General features: G+C 74.5%; 19 protein-coding genes. 14 read left to right on the forward strand and 5 right to left on the reverse strand.

The window, feature by feature from the left end; translation table 11 throughout:
* The first annotated feature begins 164 nt into the window (after positions 1 to 164).
* The 3 genes from ACZ4SV_RS18970 (at position 165) to ACZ4SV_RS18980 (ending at position 3,656) form a co-directional block, all read left to right on the forward strand.
* Positions 165 to 1,199, forward strand: a complete 1,035-nt coding sequence (locus tag ACZ4SV_RS18970; protein ID WP_468005596.1) for a C40 family peptidase — start codon at positions 165 to 167, stop codon at positions 1,197 to 1,199.
* Between the two features lie 237 nt (positions 1,200 to 1,436).
* A complete protein-coding gene (locus tag ACZ4SV_RS18975; protein ID WP_468005598.1) occupies positions 1,437 to 2,438 on the forward strand; it encodes a C40 family peptidase in 1,002 nt (333 codons plus the stop codon).
* Between the two features lie 27 nt (positions 2,439 to 2,465).
* Positions 2,466 to 3,656 carry a hypothetical protein gene (locus ACZ4SV_RS18980; RefSeq protein ID WP_365881499.1) on the forward strand — a complete coding sequence of 397 codons (1,191 nt, stop codon included), beginning with the start codon at positions 2,466 to 2,468 and terminating at the stop codon, positions 3,654 to 3,656.
* Between the two features lie 52 nt (positions 3,657 to 3,708).
* Here ACZ4SV_RS18980 and ACZ4SV_RS18985 read toward each other — a convergent pair whose 3' ends face one another.
* Complete coding sequence (locus ACZ4SV_RS18985) at positions 3,709 to 4,944, reverse strand: glycosyltransferase 87 family protein (protein WP_468005600.1); 1,236 nt, start codon at positions 4,942 to 4,944, stop codon at positions 3,709 to 3,711.
* Positions 4,945 to 5,088: 144 nt separating this feature from the next.
* On the opposite strand from ACZ4SV_RS18985, the gene ACZ4SV_RS18990 reads away from it, so the two are divergent.
* Positions 5,089 to 6,231, forward strand: coding sequence for a glycosyltransferase family 4 protein (locus tag ACZ4SV_RS18990; protein WP_397942011.1), 1,143 nt, complete (start codon positions 5,089 to 5,091; stop codon positions 6,229 to 6,231).
* Positions 6,232 to 6,259: 28 nt separating this feature from the next.
* Here the strand turns inward: ACZ4SV_RS18990 and ACZ4SV_RS18995 are convergent, their stop codons facing one another.
* On the reverse strand, positions 6,260 to 8,056 hold the full coding sequence (locus ACZ4SV_RS18995) for an AMP-dependent synthetase/ligase (protein WP_468005602.1): 1,797 nt from the start codon (positions 8,054 to 8,056) through the stop codon (positions 6,260 to 6,262).
* Positions 8,057 to 8,353: 297 nt separating this feature from the next.
* On the opposite strand from ACZ4SV_RS18995, the gene ACZ4SV_RS19000 reads away from it, so the two are divergent.
* The 6 genes from ACZ4SV_RS19000 to ACZ4SV_RS19025 all read left to right on the forward strand — a co-directional run bounded on the left by ACZ4SV_RS19000 (position 8,354) and on the right by ACZ4SV_RS19025 (position 13,489).
* A complete protein-coding gene (locus ACZ4SV_RS19000) occupies positions 8,354 to 9,151 on the forward strand; it encodes a metallophosphoesterase family protein (protein ID WP_365881491.1) in 798 nt (265 codons plus the stop codon).
* Positions 9,152 to 9,274: 123 nt separating this feature from the next.
* The gene (locus tag ACZ4SV_RS19005) at positions 9,275 to 9,742 is read left to right on the forward strand and encodes an SRPBCC family protein (protein ID WP_468005605.1); all 468 of its coding nucleotides are present in this window, start codon (positions 9,275 to 9,277) and stop codon (positions 9,740 to 9,742) included.
* A 100-nt stretch (positions 9,743 to 9,842) separates the two neighbouring features.
* The gene (locus ACZ4SV_RS19010; protein WP_468005607.1) at positions 9,843 to 11,015 is read left to right on the forward strand and encodes an ArsA family ATPase; all 1,173 of its coding nucleotides are present in this window, start codon (positions 9,843 to 9,845) and stop codon (positions 11,013 to 11,015) included.
* Positions 11,016 to 11,071: 56 nt separating this feature from the next.
* Positions 11,072 to 11,596, forward strand: coding sequence for a DUF5304 domain-containing protein (locus ACZ4SV_RS19015; protein WP_468005608.1), 525 nt, complete (start codon positions 11,072 to 11,074; stop codon positions 11,594 to 11,596).
* 67 nt (positions 11,597 to 11,663) lie between these two features.
* A complete protein-coding gene (locus ACZ4SV_RS19020) occupies positions 11,664 to 12,617 on the forward strand; it encodes an ROK family glucokinase (RefSeq protein WP_365881483.1) in 954 nt (317 codons plus the stop codon).
* Between the two features lie 125 nt (positions 12,618 to 12,742).
* Positions 12,743 to 13,489 carry an endonuclease/exonuclease/phosphatase family protein gene (locus ACZ4SV_RS19025; RefSeq protein WP_365883804.1) on the forward strand — a complete coding sequence of 249 codons (747 nt, stop codon included), beginning with the start codon at positions 12,743 to 12,745 and terminating at the stop codon, positions 13,487 to 13,489.
* A 121-nt stretch (positions 13,490 to 13,610) separates the two neighbouring features.
* Here the strand turns inward: ACZ4SV_RS19025 and ACZ4SV_RS19030 are convergent, their stop codons facing one another.
* Both ACZ4SV_RS19030 and ACZ4SV_RS19035 read right to left on the reverse strand, forming a co-directional pair.
* Positions 13,611 to 14,222, reverse strand: a complete 612-nt coding sequence (locus tag ACZ4SV_RS19030) for a hypothetical protein (RefSeq protein WP_365883805.1) — start codon at positions 14,220 to 14,222, stop codon at positions 13,611 to 13,613.
* Positions 14,215 to 14,994, reverse strand: coding sequence for an alpha/beta hydrolase (locus ACZ4SV_RS19035; protein WP_468005611.1), 780 nt, complete (start codon positions 14,992 to 14,994; stop codon positions 14,215 to 14,217). Before ACZ4SV_RS19035 ends, ACZ4SV_RS19030 begins: the two co-directional genes overlap by 8 nt.
* Before the next feature lie 102 nt (positions 14,995 to 15,096).
* Between ACZ4SV_RS19035 and ACZ4SV_RS19040 the strand changes: the two genes are divergently transcribed.
* The 4 genes from ACZ4SV_RS19040 (at position 15,097) to ACZ4SV_RS19055 (ending at position 18,974) form a co-directional block, all read left to right on the forward strand.
* Entirely contained in the window at positions 15,097 to 15,867 is a 771-nt protein-coding gene (locus ACZ4SV_RS19040) for a lysophospholipid acyltransferase family protein (RefSeq protein WP_365883807.1), read from the forward strand.
* Positions 15,868 to 15,935: 68 nt separating this feature from the next.
* Positions 15,936 to 17,159 carry a MacS family sensor histidine kinase gene (gene macS, locus ACZ4SV_RS19045; protein ID WP_468005613.1) on the forward strand — a complete coding sequence of 408 codons (1,224 nt, stop codon included), beginning with the start codon at positions 15,936 to 15,938 and terminating at the stop codon, positions 17,157 to 17,159.
* Positions 17,159 to 17,836, forward strand: coding sequence for a response regulator transcription factor (locus ACZ4SV_RS19050; protein ID WP_365882952.1), 678 nt, complete (start codon positions 17,159 to 17,161; stop codon positions 17,834 to 17,836). The genes macS and ACZ4SV_RS19050 overlap by 1 nt, the downstream gene beginning before the upstream one ends.
* Positions 17,837 to 17,945: 109 nt before the next feature.
* Entirely contained in the window at positions 17,946 to 18,974 is a 1,029-nt protein-coding gene (locus ACZ4SV_RS19055) for a 6-phosphofructokinase (protein WP_365882953.1), read from the forward strand.
* Between the two features lie 14 nt (positions 18,975 to 18,988).
* Here ACZ4SV_RS19055 and ACZ4SV_RS19060 read toward each other — a convergent pair whose 3' ends face one another.
* Positions 18,989 to 20,845, reverse strand: coding sequence for an anthranilate synthase family protein (locus ACZ4SV_RS19060; RefSeq protein WP_468005616.1), 1,857 nt, complete (start codon positions 20,843 to 20,845; stop codon positions 18,989 to 18,991).
* Positions 20,846 to 20,920: the final 75 nt, after the last annotated feature.

The following is a 20,920-nucleotide window of genomic DNA, read 5'->3' on the forward strand; positions in this document are numbered from 1 at the left end:
ACGTAGTGTCAATCCGGCATCACTGCATGTGAGTTATGTGCAAAGAATGCATGGCGTGACGGGGTTTTTTGCCGTGAGGATTTGAACTGATCACAGCTAGGTCACTAGGGTCTGGGCTCGAACCTCCGAACGGGTGAACACTCACAAGAAGGAGTTCGTCCTCCGTGGCGTCCCACCGTCGACCCAAGCAGCCGAGCCGCACTCGCGTGACCGTGCTCACCACCGCTGCCGCAGCTGCCGTCGCGCTCAGCGCCAACGCCGCCAATGCCGCGCCGAGCGAGAATCCGGGCAAGGCCGAGGTCAAGGCCAAGGTCGACAAGCTCTACGAGCAGGCCGAGCAGGCGACCGAGAAGTACAACGGCGCCAAGGAGAAGCAGCAGAAGCTGCAGAAGGAGATCTCCACCATCCAGGACAGCGTCGCGCGCGGCCAGGAGGAGCTGAACAAGCTCCGCGACGGCCTCGGTTCGCTGGCCACCGCGCAGTACCGCTCCGGCGGCATCGACGCCTCGGTCCAGCTCTTCCTGTCCTCGGACCCGGACGACTACCTCGACAAGGCGTCCACGCTCGACCAGTTGAGCAGCCAGCAGGTCGACGCGCTGAAGAAGATCCAGGACAAGCAGCGCGAACTCGCCCAGGAGCGGGCCGAGGCCACCGAGAAGCTCAAGGACCTCTCCGCCACCCGCACCGAACTGGGCAACAAGAAGCGGGAAGTCCAGGGCAAGCTGGCCGAGGCCCAGCGGCTGCTGAACACCCTCACCGCCCAGGAGAAGGCGCAGCTCGCCCAGGAGCAGCAGCGCGCCAACCGCTCCTCCACCGAGCGGGTGGACCTCAAGGACGCCCCGCCCGCCTCCGGCCGCGCCTCGGCCGCGTTCGCCGCCGCCCAGAGCCAGATCGGCAAGCCGTACGTCTACGGCGCCACCGGCCCCTCCTCCTTCGACTGCTCGGGCCTGACCTCCTGGGCCTACGCCCAGGCCGACGTCTCCATCCCGCGCACCTCCGAGGCGCAGGCGGGCATCGGCACCCGGATCGGCTCGGTCGGCGATCTGAAGGTCGGCGACCTGGTCTTCTTCTACGGCGACCTGCACCACGTGGGCCTGTACGCCGGTGGCGGCCAGGTGCTGCACGCCCCGCACACCGGTGCCGTGGTGCGCTACGAGTCCATCAACAACATGCCGTTCCAGTTCGGCGTCCGGGTCTGACACCCGGACCCCGGTCCGACACGGTGGCGTCCGAACGGGCGAATCACCGGAACCGGAACTGACCCCGCGCCCCGCCGGTGACCTGCGTCAGCGGCGGGGCGTCAGCGTGTGTTGACGCCGAGGTCTTTGGTCCGGACCCCTTCGCACGGCTACTGTCTGCCGCGTTTCCCCGGTGCCGGGGCCTCCCCGTCCCCAGGCGCCGGGGAACGGCCTGTGTCCGCCTGCCGAAGGACTGCCGTGGGGTCCCATCGCCGCCTTGCACCGTCCGGATTCGACCGGGGCACCGCCGCCCTGTGCGTGCTGTCGGCGGCGGCCGCGCTCGGCGCCGTACCCGCGCACGCGGCACCGGACGCCGGCGCCCGCGCGGAGGTCGACCGGCTCTACACGGAGGCCGAGAAGGCGACCCAGGCGTACGACAAGGCCGACGAACGCGCCGGCGAGCTGCGCCGCCGGGTGCGCACCGCCCAGGACCGCATCGCCCGGCAGCAGCAGCGCGTCAACGACCTGCGCGAGCAGCTCGGCGCACTGGCCGGCGCGCAGTACCGGGCCGGCGGCATCGATCCGGCGGTGGCCCTGCTCTTCTCCGCCGAGCCCGACGACTACCTGGACAAGGCGGCCACCCTCGACCGCATCGGCGCCCGGCAGGCGGGCCGGCTCAAGGAGCTGCGGTCCATGCTGCGCGCACTGGTCCAGGAGCGCGCGGAGACCGCCGGGATCCTCGCCGAGCTGGAGCGCAGCCGCAAGGCGGTGGCCGCCCACAAGCGGACCGTGGAGCGCAAGCTGGCCCGGGCCCGGCAACTGGTCAACGCCATGTCCGCCGCCGAACGCGCCGCCTACGACCGGGCCTCCCGGGGCAGCCGCACCGACCCGCCCGCACCGGCCGCCGGCCAGGGCGGCCGCGCCGCCGCCGCCCTGGCCGCCGCCCGCTCCGTGCTCGGCCGCCCGTACGTGTGGGGCGCCAACGGCCCCGACCGCTTCGACTGTTCGGGCCTGACCCAGTGGGCGTACGCGCACGCCGGCGTGCACCTGCCGCGCACCTCGCAGGAGCAGCGGTACGCCGGCCGCCGGGTCCCGCTCTCCCAGGCCCGCCCCGGCGATCTGGTCGTCTACCGCTCCGACGCCGGCCACGTGGCCCTGTACGCGGGCCACGGCCAGGTCATCCACGCGCCCTACCCCGGCGCCCCGGTGCGCTACGACCCGGTCGGCATGATGCCGGTCTCCTCGGTCACCCGGCCCTGACCGCGCCCGACACCGTACGATCGGGCGGTGGCTGGTCGTCGGCGGGCATGGGTCATCGGAGCCGTGGGGCTCGGTCTGCTGCTGCCGCTGGCCGGGTGCACCGCGCCCCCGGCGGCGGCCGATCCGGTCCGCACCGAGGTGCAGCGGGTGCTCGACCGGCGCGCGGCGGCCCTGCTCGGCCACGACGAGCGGGCGTACGGCGCGACCGGCGCCCGCACCGAGTACACCCGGCTGCGCGCCCTCCCGCTGGCCTCCTGGAGCTACCGGGTCACCGCCGTGCGCCGCACCGGCTCCGGGGCCACCGCCGACGCCGACCTGCGCTACCGCGTCGCCGGCTACGACACGGCCCCGGTCGGCGCCCGCCGCACTCTCACCCTCGGCCGGACCGCCGCCGGCCGCTGGTACGTCACCGCCGACCGGCCCGCCCCCAGGGCCGGGCAGCAGCTGTGGGACCAGGGCCCGGTGACCGTGGTCCGGGGCGCGCACAGCCTGGTGCTCGGCGCCGGCGGGTCCGCCCCGGACCTGCGCCCCTTCGCCCGGCTGGCCGACGAAGCGGTGCCGGCGGTGTCCGGGGTGTGGGGCACGGGCTGGAGCCGCCGGATCGTCGTCCTCGTGCCGCGGTCCCTGACGGGCATGGCGGCCCTGCTCGGCTCGCCCGCCGCCGACTACCGGGGCATCGCGGCCGTCACCACGGGCGAGGCGGGCGGCTCGGGCCGGGCGCCCGCGGACCGGGTGGTGGTCAACCCGGACGCGTACGCGCTGCTCGGCGACACCGGCAAGCAGGTGGTCGTCACCCACGAGACGACCCATGTCGCCACCCGGACGGCCACCACCGCCGCCACTCCGCTGTGGCTGTCCGAGGGCTACGCCGACTGGACCGGCTACCTCGGCACCGGCCGCACCCCGGCCGAGGCCGCCCCCGAACTGGCCCGGTCGGTCCGGGACGGCGAGGTGCCCCGGGCGCTCCCGGCCGACGCGGACTTCCGCTTCACCAGCGACCCGACGAAGCTGGCCCGGGCCTACGAGGGCGGCTGGCTGGCCTGCCGGATGATCGCCGACCGCTGGGGCCCGTCCCGGCTCGGCGCCTTCTACCGGGCCGTCGGCGCCCACCCCGGCCGCGCGGGCGCCGTGGAGGAGGCCCTGCGCACGGTGCTCGGCACCACACCGCCGCGGTTCACCGCGCAGTGGCGCGCGTACCTCGCCCGGCAGCTCGGCTGAGCCCGGCGACGGCCCCCCGCGGCCGTACGGTGCCGCCGTGGCGGGCCGGGCGTCAGGAGGAGACCGGGGTCCCGGCGGGGCGGGCGGAGCGGGGCGGGAAGGGAGCGGCGGCACCGGGCCGCACGGTCGAGCGCCACAGCAGGCGGGCCGCCGTGAGCGCGGCCGCGAGCAGCAGGCCGTTGCGCAGCACCAGCAGCGTGATGCCGTACCAGTCGCTCAGCACCACGTGCGAGAAGCCGAGCGGGAACTCCAGGACGGTCAGGAAGGACGCCAGCACGGTCAGCAGCGCGGGGGCGCCCATCCGGCTCGCCCGGTGCGACAGGCAGACGGCGGCCAGGCCGACCAGCCAGACCAGGTACTGCGGGCTGATCACCCGGCTGGTCACCGTGAACAGCAGCACCGCCGTGAGGGCCGCGTCGGCGAGGGTGTGCGGCCGCGGGGCGCCCGCGCGCAGCCGCCACAGCAGCAGCCAGCCGAACGCGGCCCCGGTCAGTGCCAGCGCGGCCGTGCTGACCGCCCCCACCCCCGGGCCCAGGAACTCGATCGAGCCGTAGTTCAGCAGCACCTCGCCCTGCCAGCCGAAGTGCCGGGCCACATGGAAGACCAGGGCGCCCAGCGACTCCACCTCCGTGCCCCGGTCCCGCTGGAAGGACAGGAAGGCGAAGGCGCCCGGCATCGACACCGCGAACAGCAGCGCGACACCCGCCGCGGTGACCGCCGCCGAGGCCCACGCCCGCCGCCGCACCACACCGACCAGCAGCAGCGCCGGCCACACCTTCAGCAGCGCCCCGAGCGCGGTCAGCGCGCCCATCACCCGCGGGCGCCGGGCCCCGGCGAGCAGCGCCGCCACGGCGACCGCGGTCACCATCAGGTCGTAGCGGGCGTACACCGTCGGCCCGAGCAGCGGCACCCCCGCCGCCCACACCCAGGCGCCGCGCGGGGACCGGCCGGGCCGCCCGCCCGCGCGCACCAGCAGCGCCAGCACGACCGCGTCGGACAGACAGGCCAGCACGTAGAAGGCGTGCGCGTACGACAGGAAGGGCAGGGCGGCGGGGGAGAGGACCGCGAGGGCGGCGGCGGGCGGGTACTGCCAGGTGACGTCGTCCAGCGGAAACGTTCCCTGGCGCAGCACCTCGTACCAGCCGCGGTAGATCACCGACACGTCCGAGGTGACGTCCGGGCCCGGGAAGACGTACACCCGGAACACGAACAGCAGCAGCACCGCGCGGCTGCCGGCCCAGGCCGCGAGCAGCCACGTCAGGGACCGTCCGGCGCCCTTCGTCTCCACCTGATCCCCTGCCGTCCGCCGCCGTGTGTGCCCGTGCCGTTCGAATCCGCGCGAGCGACCATGATGTCCCGCGTTCCCGTGCGGGTGCCACAGACCCGGCCGGGCACGCGGGCGGGAACGGTCCATTCGGTAGGGTCGGCGGCGATGGACAAGACCCTCGTCGTCACCAACGACTTCCCGCCCCGGCCGGGCGGCATCCAGGCGTTCCTGCACAACATGGCCCTCCGCCTGGACCCCGGCCGGCTGGTCGTCTACGCCTCCACCTGGAAGCACGGCCGGGAGGGCGCCGAGGCCACCGCCGCCTTCGACGCCGAGCAGCCGTTCACCGTCGTCCGCGACCGTACGACGATGCTGCTGCCCACCCCCCGGGTCACCCGGCGGGCGGCCGGACTGCTGCGCGAGCACGGCTGCACCTCGGTGTGGTTCGGGGCGGCCGCCCCGCTCGGCCTGATGGCACCCGCGCTGCGCGGGGCCGGCGCCGAGCGGCTGGTGGCCACCACCCACGGGCACGAGGCCGGCTGGGCCCAGCTGCCCGCCGCCCGGCAGCTGCTGCGCCGGATCGGGGAGTCCACGGACACCCTCACCTACCTCGGGGAGTACACCCGCTCCCGGATCGCCGCCGCGCTCGGCCCGGCGGCGGCCTCGCGGATGGTGCGGCTGCCGCCGGGAGTCGACGAGAAGACCTTCCACCCCGCCTCCGGGGGCGCCGAGGTCCGCGCCCGGCTCGGCCTCACGCAGCGGCCGGTGGTGGTCTGCGTCTCCCGGCTGGTGCCGCGCAAGGGCCAGGACACCCTGATCCGGGCCCTGCCCCGCATCCTGGCCGCCGAGCCGGACACCGTGCTGCTGATCGTCGGCGGCGGCCCCTACGAGCGCGACCTGCGCCGCCTGGCCCGGGAGACCGGCGTGGCCGGTTCGGTCCGGTTCACCGGCGCCGTGCCCTGGTCCGAGCTGCCCGCGCACTATGGCGCCGGCGACGTGTTCGCGATGCCGTGCCGGACCCGGCGCGGCGGCCTGGACGTGGAGGGCCTGGGCATCGTCTACCTGGAGGCGTCGGCGACCGGCCTGCCGGTCGTCGCGGGCGACTCCGGGGGCGCCCCGGACGCGGTCCTGGACGGCGAGACCGGCTGGGTGGTCCGCGGCGGCGAGCCCGCGGAGGCCGCCGACCGCATCGTGGCGCTGCTGGCCGACGCCGACCTGCGCCGCCGCATGGGCGAGCGGGGCCGCCGGTGGGTGGAGGAGAAGTGGCGCTGGGACCTGCTGGCCGAGCACCTGAAGGCCCTGCTGTAGGACCGCGCCCCCGCGGGGGCGCGGCGCCTCACTTGGCGTAGATCGCCTCGATCTCGGCGGCGTAGTCCCGCGCCACCACGTTCCGCTTGAGCTTCAGCGACGGCGTCAGATGGCCCGACTCCTCGGTGAACTGGGCGGGCAGGATGCGGAACTTGCGCACCGACTCCGCCTTCGACACCGCCGCGTTGCCGTCGTCCACGGCCGCCTGGACCGCCGCCAGCAGATCGGGGTCCTCGCGCAGCGCCGCCGCCGTGGCACCGGCCGGCTTGCCGTGCTCGGCGGCCCAACGGCCCAGGAACTCCTCGTCGATGGTGACCAGCGCGCCCACGAACGGCCGCCCGTCGCCCACCACCATGCACTCCGCGACCAGCGCGTGCGCCCGGATCCGGTCCTCGATCACGGCCGGCGCCACGTTCTTGCCGCCCGCCGTGACGATGATCTCCTTCTTCCGGCCGGTGATCCGCAGATAGCCGTCCTCGTCCAGGGTGCCGATGTCACCGGTGTGGAACCAGCCGTCGGCCAGCGCCTCCGCCGTCGCGCCCGGGTTGTTCCAGTACTCCTTGAACAGGTGCTCGCCGTGCAGCAGCACCTCGCCGTCGTCCGCTATCCGCACCACCGAGCCGGGCAGCGGCTGCCCGACCGTGCCGATCTTCTGCCGGTCCCAGGGGTTGAACGCGGTCGCCGCGCAGGACTCGGTCAGGCCGTAGCCCTCCAGCACCGTGAAGCCGATGCCCCGGAAGAAGTGGCCGAGCCGCTCGCCCAGCGGGGCGCCCCCGGAGATGGCGTACTCGCCCCGGCCGCCGAGCACCGCGCGCAGCTTGCCGTAGACCAGCTTGTCGAAGAGCTTGTGCTTCAGCTTCAGGCCGAGCGACGGACCGGACGGCGTGTCCAGCGCCTTGCTGTAGGCGATCGCGGTGTCCGCGGCCCGGTCGAAGACCGCGCCCTTGCCGTCCGCCTGCGCCTTGGCCCGCGCCGAGTTGTAGACCTTCTCGAAGACCCGCGGCACACCCAGGATCAGCGTCGGCCGGAACGCGGCCAGTTCGTCCGTGAGGTGCTTGATGTCCGGGACGCAGCCCAGCTTGATCGGCGCCATCATCGGCGCGACCTGCACCAGCCGCCCGAAGACATGGGCGAGGGGCAGGAAGAGCAGCACGGAGCACTCGCCGGTGCGGAACAGCGGACGCAGCCGCTCCACGACGTTCCCGCACTCGGCGAAGAAACTGCGGTGGGTGAGCACACAGCCCTTGGGCCGCCCGGTCGTGCCGCTGGTGTAGACGATGGTCGCCGGGTCGTCGGCGCGGGCGAGCGAGCCGCGCTCCTCGACCGTCTCGTCCGCCACGCCCTGGCCGAGCCGGCCCAGCTCCGCCACGCCCCCGGCCTCGATCTGCCAGAGGTGCTTCAGCGCGGGCAGCGACTCGCGCACCGACTCCACGGCCGCCGCGTGGGCGTCCAGTTCCACCACGCAGGCGGTGGCGCCCGAGTCGGACAGGATCCACCGCACCTGCTCCGGCGAGCTGGTCTCGTACACCGGCACGGTGACGGCGCCCGCGCTCCAGATCGCGAAGTCCAGCAGCGTCCACTCGTACCGCGTCCGGGACATCAGTCCCACCCGGTCGCCCGGCTGGACCCCGGCGGCGACGAGGCCCTTGGCGGCGGCGTGCACCTCGGTGAGGAACTCCCGTGCGGTCACGTCCTGCCAGACACCGTCCACCTTGCGGGCGATGACGGCGACGTCGGGATGCTGCGCGGCGTTTCTGCGGACGATGTCGGTCAGATTGCCGTCCGCGGGGACCTCGTACAGGGCCGGAAGGCTGAACTCGCGCAAGACTGCTGCTCCTCATAGGGCGCCGGCGCCACGACGTTGTGCGATGCGACGGTGCGGTCCAAGGCTCGGGCAAGTGCTCGGGTACTTCGGTGGCTGAAAACCAGAGCACGACTGGACTGCCCGGACGTTACCCGCCGGTATGGCGTCTACGACAGGGGGTCCCGGCGAGATGTTCGCTGCGTCACACACGCGGACTTTCCTTCGCGCACAGTAGTCCACGGCCCAACCGACCGGCGAGTAACCGCAGGCCGGACCGGCACTGTTCACCCCACCCCCGCGCGCCTACCCTTGATCACCATGGCATCCACACGCACCGGCAGCCGGCGGACCCGGGTCCATGTGGTCAGCGACGTGCACGGCAACGCCCGGGACCTGGCCCGGGCCGGCGACGGCGCCGACGCCCTCGTCTGCCTCGGCGACCTCGTCCTCTTCCTCGACTACGCCGACCACTCGCGCGGGATCTTCCCCGACCTGTTCGGCAAGGAGAACGCCGACCGCATCGTCGAGCTGCGCACCGCCCGCCGGTTCGCCGAGGCCCGCGAGTTCGGCGCCCGGCTGTGGGCCGGCGTCGGCGCCGACCGGGCCGCCGCCATCGAGAAGGCGGTCCGCAGGCAGTACGAGGAGATGTTCGCCGCGTTCCCCGCACCGACGTACGCCACCTACGGCAATGTCGACATGCCGCAGCTCTGGCCGGAATACGCCCGGCCCGGCACCACCGTCCTCGACGGCGGGCGGGTGGAGATCGGCGGCTGGACCTTCGGCTTCGTCGGCGGCGGCCTGCGCACCCCGATGCGCACGCCGTACGAGATCGACGACGAGGAGTACGCGGCGAAGATCGAGGCAGTCGGCGAGGTCGACGTGCTGTGCACCCACATCCCGCCGGAGGTGCCCGAGCTGGTGTACGACACCGTGGCCCGCCGCTTCGAGCGGGGCAGCCGGGCCCTGCTGGACGCCGTCCGCCGCACCCGGCCCCGGTACGCGCTGTTCGGGCACGTGCACCAGCCGCTGGCCCGCCGGATGCGGATCGGCGCCACCGAGTGCGTGAACGTGGGGCACTTCGCCCGCACCGGCACGCCCTGGGTGCTCGAATGGTGAGGCACGTCGGGCGGGGTGAAGGCGGCAGGTCGGCGGCGCGGTAGCCTTCACGCTGCACACACGTGCGCAGCCGGCGCACACAGATCTCTCCCAACCCGGCCCGCATCTGGAGGAGCCACCGCGATGGCGGAACACACCAGTTCGAGCATCACGATCGAGGCGGCCCCGGCCGACGTCATGGCGGTGATCGCCGACTTCGCGCGCTACCCGGACTGGACCGGCGAGGTGAAGGAGGCGGAGGTCCTCGCCACCGACGAGCGGGGCCGCGCCGAACAGGTCCGCCTCGTCATGGACGCCGGCGCCATCAAGGACGACCAGACCCTCGCCTACACCTGGGCCGGCGAGCACGAGGTCTCCTGGACCCTGGTCAAGTCCCAGATGCTGCGCTCCCTGGACGGCACCTACCTGCTGAAGCCGGCCGGCGCGGACGCCACCGAGGTCACCTACCGGCTCACGGTCGACGTCAAGATCCCCATGCTCGGCATGATCAAGCGCAAGGCCGAGAAGGTCATCATCGACCGGGCCCTGGCGGGCTTGAAGAAGAGGGTGGAGCAGGGGCCGTCCGCGACGGCCGGACACACGGCCGGCTGACCGCCGGCCGGCCCGGACCGCCCCGACCGCCCGGACCCTCCGGGGCCGCCGCCCCCGGCGGCGGGCGGACCGCCGGCGGGGCACCGGTAGCGTTCCCGTCATGCGCACCATCCTGATCACGGGCCCGGGCGGCGGCGGACGCACCACGGTCGCCGCGGCGACCGCGCTGCGCGCCGCCGGCGAAGGCACCCGCACCCTCCTGCTCAGCGCCGACCACACCGACACCCCGGGCGTGGCACTGGGCACCGGGACGGGACCGGCCCCCACCGAGGCCGCGCCGCACCTCACCGTCTGGCGCCCGGACGCCACGGAACGCTTCCGGCAGGACCTCACCGCCTTCCAGAGCCGCGCCGTGACCGTCCTCGACCTGCTCGGCGCCGCCCGGCTGGACGCCGAGGAGGTCACCCCGCTGCCCGGCGCCGAGGAGCTGTCCTTCCTCCGCGCCCTGCGCGACGCGGCCCTCTCCGGACGGTACGACCTCCTCGTCGCCGACCTCCCGCCGCTGCCGCAGGCCCTCGCCCTGCTCGCCCTGCCCGAGGAGCTGCGCCGCTATCTGCGCCGCCTGCTGCCGCCCGAGCGGCAGGCCGCCCGCGCCCTGCGGCCGGTCCTCGGCCGGCTGGCCGGCGTGCCCATGCCCGCCGGGTGGCTGTACGAGACGGCGGCCCGCTGGGACCTGGAGCTGGCCGCCGTCGAGACCGTCCTGACCGACCCGGGCACCGCCGTACGCCTGGTCGCCGAGCCCGGCCCGGCCGGCGCCGCCGCGATCCGCGCCGCGAGCCTCGGCCTGGCCCTGCGCGGCCTGCGCACCGAGGCCCTGATCGCCAACCGGACCCTGCCCGACGCGGCCCCCGACAGCTGGCTCACCGGACTCCTCGCCCAGCAGCGCAAGACGCTCGCCGACTGGCGGGAGACCCACGACGTGCACACCGTCGCGCACCTCGGCCGCGACCCGCAGGGCCCCGACGACCTCGCCGCCCTCGCCGTGCCCGCCGTCGATCCGGCGCCCGCCCCGGTGCAGTGGCCCGTCACCGACCGCATCGCCGAGGACGGCGTGCTGGTCTGGGCGCTGCCGCTGCCCGGCGCGATACGGGACGAGCTGGACCTGGTCCGGCGTGGCGACGAACTCCTGATCAGCGCGGGCCCGTTCCGCCGGATCGTGCCGCTGCCCTCCGCGCTGCGCCGCTGCACCGTCGCCGGCGCCGGACTGCGCGAGGGCGAACTGCGCATCCGGTTCGCCCCGGACCCGGACCTGTGGCCTGCCGCCGGCCGGTGAGCCGGGCACGGCCGTTCGGGTAACGTCGTAAAGGCGAACCTAGTCAGGAGTCCGCCATGAGCGATGAGCGCCCCGCACCCGAACCGCCGCAGGAGCGGGCGACCGACGCCGACGCCTGGGCCACGGCCTGCGCCGAGGACCTCGCCGCCGAGAAGGCCCGCCGCCGCACCGAGCAGGGAGCCCCGCCGGGCCCGGCCGCCGAGGAGCTGAAGAAGCTGGTGGACGCGGTGGCCGACAAGCTCTCCGGGCTGTCCTCGCCCCTCCTCCAAAGCCTCGCCGGACCCGCCGCCCAGCAACTGGCGCGGCAGGCCGTGGAGCAGGCCAAGGCCGCCGTGGAACCCGTCATCGAGCGCAACCCGGACGTTTTCGGCCACCTGGCCGCGGCCGGCGGCGAACTGCTCGCCGCCTACCGCTCCGCCGTCCAGGCCCAGGAGCGGCGCTGGACGGCCGGTCCGGGCGGCGGCCGGCCGGACCGCCAGGACCGCCAGGACCGGGCGGACCGGGACGAGCGGGACGACACGGGCGGCCGCGGGGACCGGGGCGAGGGCACCGGTCCGGGGGAGCGCATCGACCTGGACTGAAGCCCTGGCACGGCGGGGCCTCGGGTACGGTTGGCCGTAGCGGGGCTCGACCGAAACTGAGGGATTCATGGGACTCACCATCGGCGTCGACATCGGCGGCACGAAGATCGCGGCCGGCGTGGTCGACGAGGAAGGCAACATCCTCTCGACCTTCAAGGTGCCGACCCCCACCACGCCCGAGGCCATCGTGGACGCCATCGCCTCGGCGGTGGAGGGCGCGCGCGCCGGGCACGAGATCGTCGGCGTGGGCATCGGTGCCGCCGGTTACGTCAACCGGCAGCGCGCCACGGTGTACTTCGCGCCGAACATCGACTGGCGCAACGAGCCGCTCAAGGAGAAGGTCGAGGCCCGCACGGGCCTTCCGGTCGTGGTCGAGAACGACGCCAACGCCGCCGCCTGGGGCGAGTACCGGTTCGGCGCCGGCAAGGGCCACCGCAACGTCATCTGCATCACGCTCGGCACCGGCCTCGGCGGCGGCATCATCATCGGCAACAAGCTGCGCCGCGGCCACTTCGGCGTGGCCGCCGAGTTCGGCCACATCCGGATGGTCCCGGACGGCCTGCTGTGCGGCTGCGGCTCGCAGGGCTGCTGGGAGCAGTACGCCTCCGGCCGCGCCCTGGTCCGCTACGCCAAGCAGCGCGCCAACGCCACCCCCGAGCGCGCCGAGGTGCTGCTCGCGCTCGGCGACGGCACCCCCGACGGCATCGAGGGCAAGCACATCTCCATGGCCGCCCGGCAGGGCTGCCCGGTCGCCGTCGACTCCTACCGCGAGCTGGCCCGCTGGGCCGGCGCCGGCCTGGCCGACCTGGCCTCCCTGTTCGACCCGTCCGCGTTCATCGTCGGCGGCGGCCTCTCGGACGAGGGCGATCTGGTCCTCGACCCGATCCGCAAGTCGTACAAGCGCTGGCTGGTGGGCGGCAACTGGCGCCCGGTGGCCGACGTGATCGCCGCCCAGCTCGGCAACAAGGCGGGCCTGGTGGGCGCGGCGGACCTGGCCCGGGAGCCCGACCCGGTCATGTAGCGGCGCCGGGGCGCGGCGCCCGGTGTCCGCGCGGCCGGGCCGCGCGGACACCTCCGGCCGCGGCGGGTCCGCGGCCGGGGGCACGGGTCGCCGCGCCCCGGTCCCCGGGGCGTACATTGATCCACATGGTGCCGCTCCCCGACTCCCACACCGCGGCAGACGGTTCCGCCGTCGTCCGCGTGCTCAGCTACAACATCCGCTCGATGCGCGACGACACCGCCGCCCTCGCCCGTGTCATCAGCGCCTGCGCCCCGGACCTGGTCCTGCTCCAGGAGGCCCCGCGCTTCTTCCGCTGGCGCAAGAAGCTGGCCCGGCTCGCGGCGGCCTCCGGCCAGGTCGTCCTCACCGGAGGGGCCACGGCGGCGGGTCCGGCGATCCTGTGCGGTCTGCGCGCCACCGTCGAGCGGACCGAGGATGTCCTGCTGCCGCTCACGCCCGGTCTGCACCGGCGCGGTCTCGCCGGCGCCGTCGTCCGGTTCGGCGCCGCCCGGCTCGGCGTCGTCAGCTGCCACCTCAGCCTCCGCCAGGACGAGCGCCAGGCCCAGGGCGGGCTGCTCCTCGACCACCTCGCCGGGCTGGGCGCGGAACACGCCGTCGTCGGCGGCGACCTGAACGAACGCCCCGACGGACCCACCTTCCGCCGCCTCGCCGCCGGCCTCCAGGACTGCCGTACGACCGCGCCCTGGGGCGGCGAGTTCACCTCGCCCGCCACCGGTCCGCACCAGCGCATCGACGCGGTCTTCGCGACCAAGGGCATCGAGGTGCTGGGCTGCGGCGTGCCCCTGGACGAGCCGGGGATCAGCCGGGCGGACCTGCGGGCGGCCACGGACCACCTCCCGGTGCTGGCCGCCCTGCGGGTCCCGGCGGCGTAACCGGCGTCGGCGGCCGGGCACGGGCCCGGGCGTCGGCCGGCCGCGGACCCTGCCCGGCCCAGCGTCAGCCGACCGCGGACCCGGTCCGGCCCAGCGTCGGCCGGCCCGGCCCGGTCCGGCGTCAGACCACCGCTCCGCGGCCCGGGCCGTCGTCCTCCTCGTCGTCCGTCCGCATCCGCGCCACCAGCGTCACGAAGCCGCCGAGGAAGCCGCCGATGCCGCAGGTCGCCAGCCACCAGGTCATGTCCCAGCCGAGCAGCACCGCCAGCAGCAGCAGGACGGGGCCGCCGACCACGCCGAGCCAGGCGAACTTCGCGGTGGTGTCCGCGGCCGGCAGCGGCGGCGGCTCCGGCGGGACGAAGTGGCCCTCGTCGCCGTCGCCGAAGTCGTCGTCGGACGGTTCGGCCACCGCGTAGTCACGCGGGCCGATCCCGGGCGCGAAGGAGACCGAGCCGCCGAGCGGCCGCGCGGGCGGGGCGTCGCCCCCGTCGTCCCCGCCGGTGTCCGCCACGGCGTTCTTCTCCAGCAGCGCCAGATCCTCCACCGGCTTGAACGGCCGGGCGCCCGGCGGGTCCGGCGGCTCCACGCCGTAGCCGGCGACGATGGCCCGCCAGGCGGCGTCCTCGTCGAACGGCACCTCCTGGCGGTCCGGTTCACGGGCCCCCTGGCCCTCGCGGTCCTCCTGGCCGTCGCGGTCCTCGCGGCCCTCACGGTCGGAGTCGTGCTCAGCCAACTGCGGCCGTCCCTTCCTTGCCGACACTGGGTGCGAGCCGGCCGATGAAGGCGTAGCTCTCCTCGAAGATCCGGTCCGCGTCCACGTCCAACGTCGCGACGTGGTAGCTCTGTTCCAGCACGGTCTCCGTGACGTCCAGGGACGACACCCGGCTCAGCACGCGCGCCGAGTCGGCCGCCGGGACGACATGGTCCTGGGCGCTGCGCAGCAGCAGCAGCGGCTGGGTGACCTGGGGCAGCTCGCCGTCCAGCCGGCGCAGGAACCCGCGCAGCGAGTGCGCCGCGTGCAGCGGCACCCGGTCGTAGCCCAGCTCCGCCGCGCCCTCCTTCGCGATGTCGCTGGCGATGCCCTTCGTGGTGCGCACCAGGTGCCGGGCCACCGGCAGGGCGTACGCGGACAGGCCGTGCACCTTGTTGGCCGGGTTGACCACCACCACGCCCGCGACCCGCTCGCCGTGCCGGGCCGCGAGCCGGAGGGCCAGCGCGCCGCCCATCGACAGCCCCGCGACGAACACCCGGGAGCAGCGCTCGGCGAGGAGGCGCAGCTCGCGGTCCACCTCCGCGTACCAGTCCTGCCAGGTGGTGAGCTGCATGTCCGCCCAGCGGGTGCCGTGGCCGGGCAGCAGCGGCAGGGAGACGGTCAGGCCGCGGGCCGCGTGGTGCTCCGCCCAGGGGCGCAGCGACTGGGGCGAGCCGGTGAAACCGTGGCAGAGGAGGACCCCCACCTCACCGCCCTGGTGGCGGTACGGCTCGGCTCCGGGGAGAACTGGCATGTGCTTCACCGTACGCGACCGCACTGACACCGACCAGGGTCGTCGGGCCCATTGACGGTCCTTGGGGTTAAGGTCTGTCCGACGGAAACGGGAGGCACACGGGTGTTGTACGGCACGATGAAGGTCGCCATCGGCGGGCCGCTGAAGGTCGCTTTCCGGCCGTGGGTGGAGGGCCTGGAGAACATTCCGGCCACGGGTGCGGCCATCCTGGCCAGCAACCACCTCTCCTTCTCGGACTCCTTCTTCCTGCCGGCCGTGCTGGACCGCAAGGTCACCTTCATCGCCAAGGCCGAGTACTTCACCACCCCGGGCGTGAAGGGCCGCCTCACCGCGGCCTTCTTCAAGGGCGTCGGCCAGCTCCCGGTGGACCGCTCCGGGGCGCGCGGCGCCGGTGAGGCGGCGGTCAGGAGCGGCATAGAGGTGCTGGAGCGCGGCGAGCTGTTCGGCATCTACCCGGAGGGCACCCGCTCGCCCGACGGCCGGCTGTACCGGGGCAAGCCCGGCGGTCTGGCCCGGGTGGCGCTCGCCACCGGGGCGCCGGTCATCCCGGTCGCCATGATCGACACGGAGAAGATCCAGCCGCCCGGCAAGGTGGTGCCCAAGCTGATGCGGCCCGGCATCCGCATCGGCAAGCCGCTGGACTTCAGCCGCTACCAGGGCATGGAACACGACCGGTTCGTGCTGCGCGCCGTGACCGACGAGGTCATGTACGAGATCATGAAGCTCTCCGGCCAGGAGTACGTCGACATCTACGCCACCGCCGCCAAGCGGCAGCTCACGGAGGCGGCCAAGGCGGCGAAGGCGGCGAAGGCGGCCAGGGAAGCCGAAGCGGAGCAGACCGGCACGGCCGGGAAGAAGCAGGACGAGTCCTAGCCGCGGCGGACCAGCGGTCCGGCGGGCCGGGGTACCAGGGGACCGGGGGAATCGGGGGGCCGGGGGACATGCCCAAGCGCGAGCGGGTCATGCGGATGTCGGTGGAGCTGCCGCTGTGGCGCGCGCTGACCGCGTACCGCGTCCTGACCATGCTCTACGCGATCGGCCTGTGCGCCACCGCCTACGACCAGTTCGTCCGGCCCTGGGTGGCCGTCGCCTACTACGCCGTGCTGGTCGTGTGGACCCTCGCCACCCTGCCCAGGGTGGCGAACGCGGCGAGCTGCACCCGGCGCTTCCTCGCCGCCGACCTGGCCGTCGCGCTGGCCGGCATCCTGCTCACCCCGCTCGCCGACAGCCACCAGCGGATCGCGGGCGGCGGCCCCACCCTGCCGTCGATATGGACGGCCGGCGCGGTGCTGGCCTTCGCCGTCAAGGGCGGCTGGCGCTGGGCGGCCGTCGCCTCCACGGCCGTGGCCGCGGCCAACCTGGCCGAGCGCGGCCACCCCGCCCGGGACACCGTGCACAACGTGATCCTGGTCTGGGTGGCCGCCATCGCCATCGGCTACGTCGTGGAGGTGGCCCGCGCCTCCGAGCGCACCCTCGCCCGCGCCCTGGAGATCGAGGCGGCGACCCGGGAACGGGAGCGGCTGGCCCGGGACATCCACGACGGCGTGCTCCAGGTGCTGGCGATGGTGAAGCGCCGGGGCGCGGCGCTCGGCGGCGAGGCGGCCGAGCTGGGCCGGCTGGCCGGGGACCAGGAAGTGGCCCTGCGGACCCTGGTCTCGGGCGGTCTGGTGCCGGTGTCCCGGGTCTCGGAGGACCTGGCCGAGGGCGCCGTCGTCCGCGCGGTGGAGGAACCGGACGAGACCGGTCCGCTCGACTTGCGCTCCCTGCTCGCGCCGTACGCGGGTGCCCGGGTCAGCCTGGCCGAGCCCGGCGCCCCGGTGCCGCTGCCGCCGGCCGCGGCCCGCGAGGTGGCCGCCGCCGTCGGGGCCGCCCTGGACAACGTGCGGGCGCACGCGGGGGACGGGGCGCGAGCCTGGATCCTGCTGGAGGACGAGCCGGACGAGATCGTCGTCACCGTCCGCGACGACGGCCCCGGCATCCCCGAGGGCCGGCTGGCGCAGGCCGAGGGCGAGGGCCGGCTCGGGGTGGCCCTCTCGATCCGGGGCCGGCTGCGCGACCTCGGCGGCAGCGCCGGGATCCTCTCCGTTCCCGGGCAGGGCACGGAGGTCGAACTGAAGGTACCGAAGGGCGCCGTGCGGGCGCGCGGCGAGAAGGCGGAGCGGTGATGACCGAGCGGCAGGACCCGATCAGGGTCATGGTGGTGGACGACCATCCGATGTGGCGGGACGCGGTCGCCCGGGACCTGGCCGAGTCCGGTTTCGAGGTGGTCGCCACCGCCGGTGACGGCGAGCAGGCGGTGCGCCGGGCCCGGGCCGCCGCGCCCGACGTGCTGGTGCTGGACCTCAACCTGCCCGCCAAGCCCGGCGTCCAGGTGTGCAAGGAACTGGTCGGCCACGACCCGGCGCTGCGGGTCCTGGTGCTCTCGGCGAGCGGCGAGCACGCCGACGTGCTGGAGGCGGTGAAGTCCGGCGCGACCGGCTATCTGCTGAAGTCGGCCTCCACCGCGGAACTGCTCGACGCGGTGCGCCGTACCGCCGCCGGCGACCCGGTGTTCACGCCGGGCCTGGCCGGGCTGGTGCTCGGCGAGTACCGGCGGCTGGCCGCCGAGCCCGCGCCCGCCGCGGACGCCGGCGAGCCGGGCGCGCCCCGGCTGACGGAGCGGGAGACGGAGGTGCTGCGGCTGGTGGCGAAGGGCCTGAGCTACAAGCAGATCGCCGAACGCCTCGTCATCTCCCACCGCACGGTCCAGAACCACGTCCAGAACACCCTGGGCAAGCTGCACCTGCACAACAGGGTGGAGCTGGTCCGGTACGCCATAGAGCGCGGACTCGACGGGGAGTAGGGCGCGCACGCGGCGCGCGCCCGGATCACCCGAATCGCCCCTCCCGATGTGACCTGAATCACCATTAGCGTGACTCGGCGTCAGACCATCGCGGCGAAGGGACATTTCCATGCGCGTCGGAGTACTGACCGGAGGCGGCGACTGCCCCGGGCTCAACGCCGTCATCCGGGGCGTCGTCCGCAAGGGCGTGCAGGAGTACGGCTATGACTTCGTCGGATTCCGGGACGGCTGGCGCGGTCCGCTGGAGAACGACACCGTCCGTCTGGACATCCCCGCCGTGCGCGGCATCCTGCCCCGCGGCGGCACCATCCTCGGCTCCTCGCGGACCAACCCGCTCAAGGTGCGCGACGGCATCCGCCGGATCAAGGACAACCTGGCCAAGCAGGAGGTGCAGGCCCTGATCGCGATCGGCGGCGAGGACACCCTCGGGGTCGCCGCCCGGCTGTCCGACGAGTACGGGATGCCCTGTGTCGGCGTGCCGAAGACCATCGACAACGACCTGTCCGCCACCGACTACACCTTCGGCTTCGACACCGCCGTCAACATCGCCACCGAGGCCATCGACCGGCTGCACACCACCGCCGAGTCCCACATGCGGGTCCTGGTGGTGGAGGTGATGGGCCGGCACGCCGGATGGATCGCCCTGCACGCGGGCCTGGCCGGCGGTGCCAACGTCATCCTCATCCCCGAACAGCGCTTCGACATCGGCCAGGTCTGCGACTGGGTGACCTCCCGGTTCCAGGCCTCCTACGCGCCGATCGTGGTCGTCGCCGAGGGCGCCGTGCCGAAGGACGGCCAGGTGGTGCTCAAGGACGAGTCGCAGGACTCCTTCGGGCACGTCCGGCTGTCCGGGGTGGGCGAGTGGCTGGCCAAGGAGATCGAGCGGCGCACCGGCAAGGAGGCGCGCACCACGGTCCTCGGCCACGTCCAGCGCGGCGGCACGCCCAGCGCCTTCGACCGCTGGCTCGCCACCCGCTTCGGACTGCACGCCATCGACTGCGTCCACGACGGGGACTTCGGCCGGATGGTCGCCCTGCGCGGCACCGACATCGTCCGCGTCCCGCTGACCGAGGCGACGGCCAGACTGAAGACGGTGGACCCGGAGCTGTACCGGGAGGCGGGCGTCTTCTTCGGCTGACCGGCGCCCGGGCGCTACACGGTCGTGCGGCGCAGCCCGCCCACCAGCTCCCGCACGACCGCGGCCCCGTTCAGCGTCAGCACCGACTCCGGGTGGAACTGCACCCCGGCGAAGCCGGGACCGCGCAGGGCGTGCACCTCGCCGTTCTCCGCGCGGCTCACCTCGACGCCGTGCGCGGCCAGCTCCCGGGCCGCGTCCTCGTCGCAGCGCGCCACGAAACTGTTGTAGAAACCGACGGTCTCGCTCCGCCCGAACAGGTCGATCTCCGTCTGCGCCCCCTGGTACGGCACCTCCTTGCGGACGAGCTCCAGCCCCAGCCGGGCCGCGATCAGCTCGTGTCCGAGGCACACGCCGAGCACCCCGTGCCGGTGACCGCCCAGCACCTCGGCGGTCAGGTCCCGCAGGAACGCCATCCGGGGATCGGCGAGGTCGGCGGGGTCGCCGGGGCCGGGCCCGAGGACCACCGGACCCGGGTGCGCGAGCACCGCCTCCCGCAGTCCGGGTTCGTCGTACCGCCGGACGCTCACGTCGAGCCCGCCGGACCCGAGGACGTGCGCCAGCATCGCGGTGAAGGTGTCCTCGGCGTCCACCACGAGGGCCTGGCCGGTCAGGACGCCGGGCCGCTCCCGCATCCGCAGCCAGAACGGCGCGAGCCCCGCCCGCCGCCCGTCCAGCGCGGCCCGCACCCGCGGGTCGTCGGCCAGCCGGGGCCGCTCCCGCTCCGCGCGCGGCCGGGCCGGGCCCACCCCGAGCGCCGCCAGCACGCCCGCCGCCTTCGCGTGGGTCTCCGCGACCTCGCCGGCCGGGTCGGAGCCGCGCACCAGCGTCGCCCCGACGGGCACCCGCAGCCGGCCGTCGGCGCCGATGTCGGCGGTGCGGATCAGGATGGGCGAGTCCAGGGTCTGCGCGCCCCCGGCGTCCCGCCCGAGCAGGGCCAGCGCACCGGCGTAGTACCCGCGGCCCCCGCGCTCGTGCCGCTCGATCACCCGGCACGCGTTCTGCACCGGGGACCCGGTCACCGTCGCCGCGAACATGGTCTCCCGCAGCACCTCGCGCACGTCCAGGGAGGACCGGCCGCGCAGCTCGTACTCGGTGTGCGCGAGGTGCGCCATCTCCTTCAGCCGCGGACCGACGACGACACCGCCCATGTCGCCGACGGTGCACATCATCTTCAGCTCCTCGTCGACGACCATCGACAGCTCCTCGGTCTCCTTGCCGTCGGCGAGGAAGCGGAGCAGGTGGTCCGGCGTGGGCCCCTCGGCGGGATAGCGGTACGTCCCGCTGATCGGGTTCATCACGACCGTGCCGCCGGACATCCGCACGTGCACCTCGGGACTGGCGCCCACCAGCGTCCGGTCCCCGGTGTGCACCACGAACGTCCAGTAGGCGCCGCGCTCGCCCGCCAGCAGCCGCCGGAACAGGGCGAGGGCGTCGGCGCGGCCGAAGCCGGGGATCCGGCCCTCGTAGGTGCGCCGGATCACGAAGTTCGCGCCCTCGCCCCGGCCGATCTCCTCGCGCAGCACCCGGCCGACGATCCGCTCGTACTCCTCGTCGTCCACGTCGAAGCCGCCGCCCTCGACCCGCACCTCGTGCGCGGGCAGCACACCGAGGGCCTCGTCCAGGTCGAGCGTGTGCGTCTCCTCGGGGGTCAGCACCAGCAGCGGGGTGCCGTCGTCGCGGACGTCGAAGCCGCGCTCGCGCAACTGCCGGAACGGGACGAGCGCCAGCCCCTCGTCGGGCAGGTCGGCCAGCCGGTCGCACCGGGTCACCGGGCCGGTCAGCACCTCCACCAGGCGCTCGTCGCGGCCCGGGGTGCGGCGGTGGAGCAGGGCGAAGGGGCGGGAGTCGTGCACCAGCCGTGCCAGGTCCATGGTTCCTCTTTTCCGTCGATGTGATCGAAGTGATCGGTGCTCGATGGCGGTGAGGAACGGCCCCGGAAAACGCCG

The organism is Streptomyces sp. NPDC027672 (assembly GCF_055566335.1).

What these genes read in the sequence shown, in the direction of transcription:
- ACZ4SV_RS19000 (WP_365881491.1), top strand. Translation starts at nt 8,354, where the DNA reads ATGGCATCCACACGCACCGGCAGCCGGCGGACCCGGGTCCATGTGGTC.
- ACZ4SV_RS19015 (WP_468005608.1), top strand. Translation starts at nt 11,072, where the DNA reads ATGAGCGATGAGCGCCCCGCACCCGAACCGCCGCAGGAGCGGGCGACC.
- ACZ4SV_RS19010 (WP_468005607.1), top strand. Translation starts at nt 9,843, where the DNA reads ATGCGCACCATCCTGATCACGGGCCCGGGCGGCGGCGGACGCACCACG.
- ACZ4SV_RS19060 (WP_468005616.1), bottom strand. Translation starts at nt 20,845, where the DNA reads ATGGACCTGGCACGGCTGGTGCACGACTCCCGCCCCTTCGCCCTGCTC.
- ACZ4SV_RS19005 (WP_468005605.1), top strand. Translation starts at nt 9,275, where the DNA reads ATGGCGGAACACACCAGTTCGAGCATCACGATCGAGGCGGCCCCGGCC.
- ACZ4SV_RS19020 (WP_365881483.1), top strand. Translation starts at nt 11,664, where the DNA reads ATGGGACTCACCATCGGCGTCGACATCGGCGGCACGAAGATCGCGGCC.
- ACZ4SV_RS19050 (WP_365882952.1), top strand. Translation starts at nt 17,159, where the DNA reads ATGACCGAGCGGCAGGACCCGATCAGGGTCATGGTGGTGGACGACCAT.
- ACZ4SV_RS19035 (WP_468005611.1), bottom strand. Translation starts at nt 14,994, where the DNA reads ATGCCAGTTCTCCCCGGAGCCGAGCCGTACCGCCACCAGGGCGGTGAG.
- ACZ4SV_RS19055 (WP_365882953.1), top strand. Translation starts at nt 17,946, where the DNA reads ATGCGCGTCGGAGTACTGACCGGAGGCGGCGACTGCCCCGGGCTCAAC.
- ACZ4SV_RS18990 (WP_397942011.1), top strand. Translation starts at nt 5,089, where the DNA reads ATGGACAAGACCCTCGTCGTCACCAACGACTTCCCGCCCCGGCCGGGC.
- macS (WP_468005613.1), top strand. Translation starts at nt 15,936, where the DNA reads ATGCCCAAGCGCGAGCGGGTCATGCGGATGTCGGTGGAGCTGCCGCTG.
- ACZ4SV_RS19025 (WP_365883804.1), top strand. Translation starts at nt 12,743, where the DNA reads ATGGTGCCGCTCCCCGACTCCCACACCGCGGCAGACGGTTCCGCCGTC.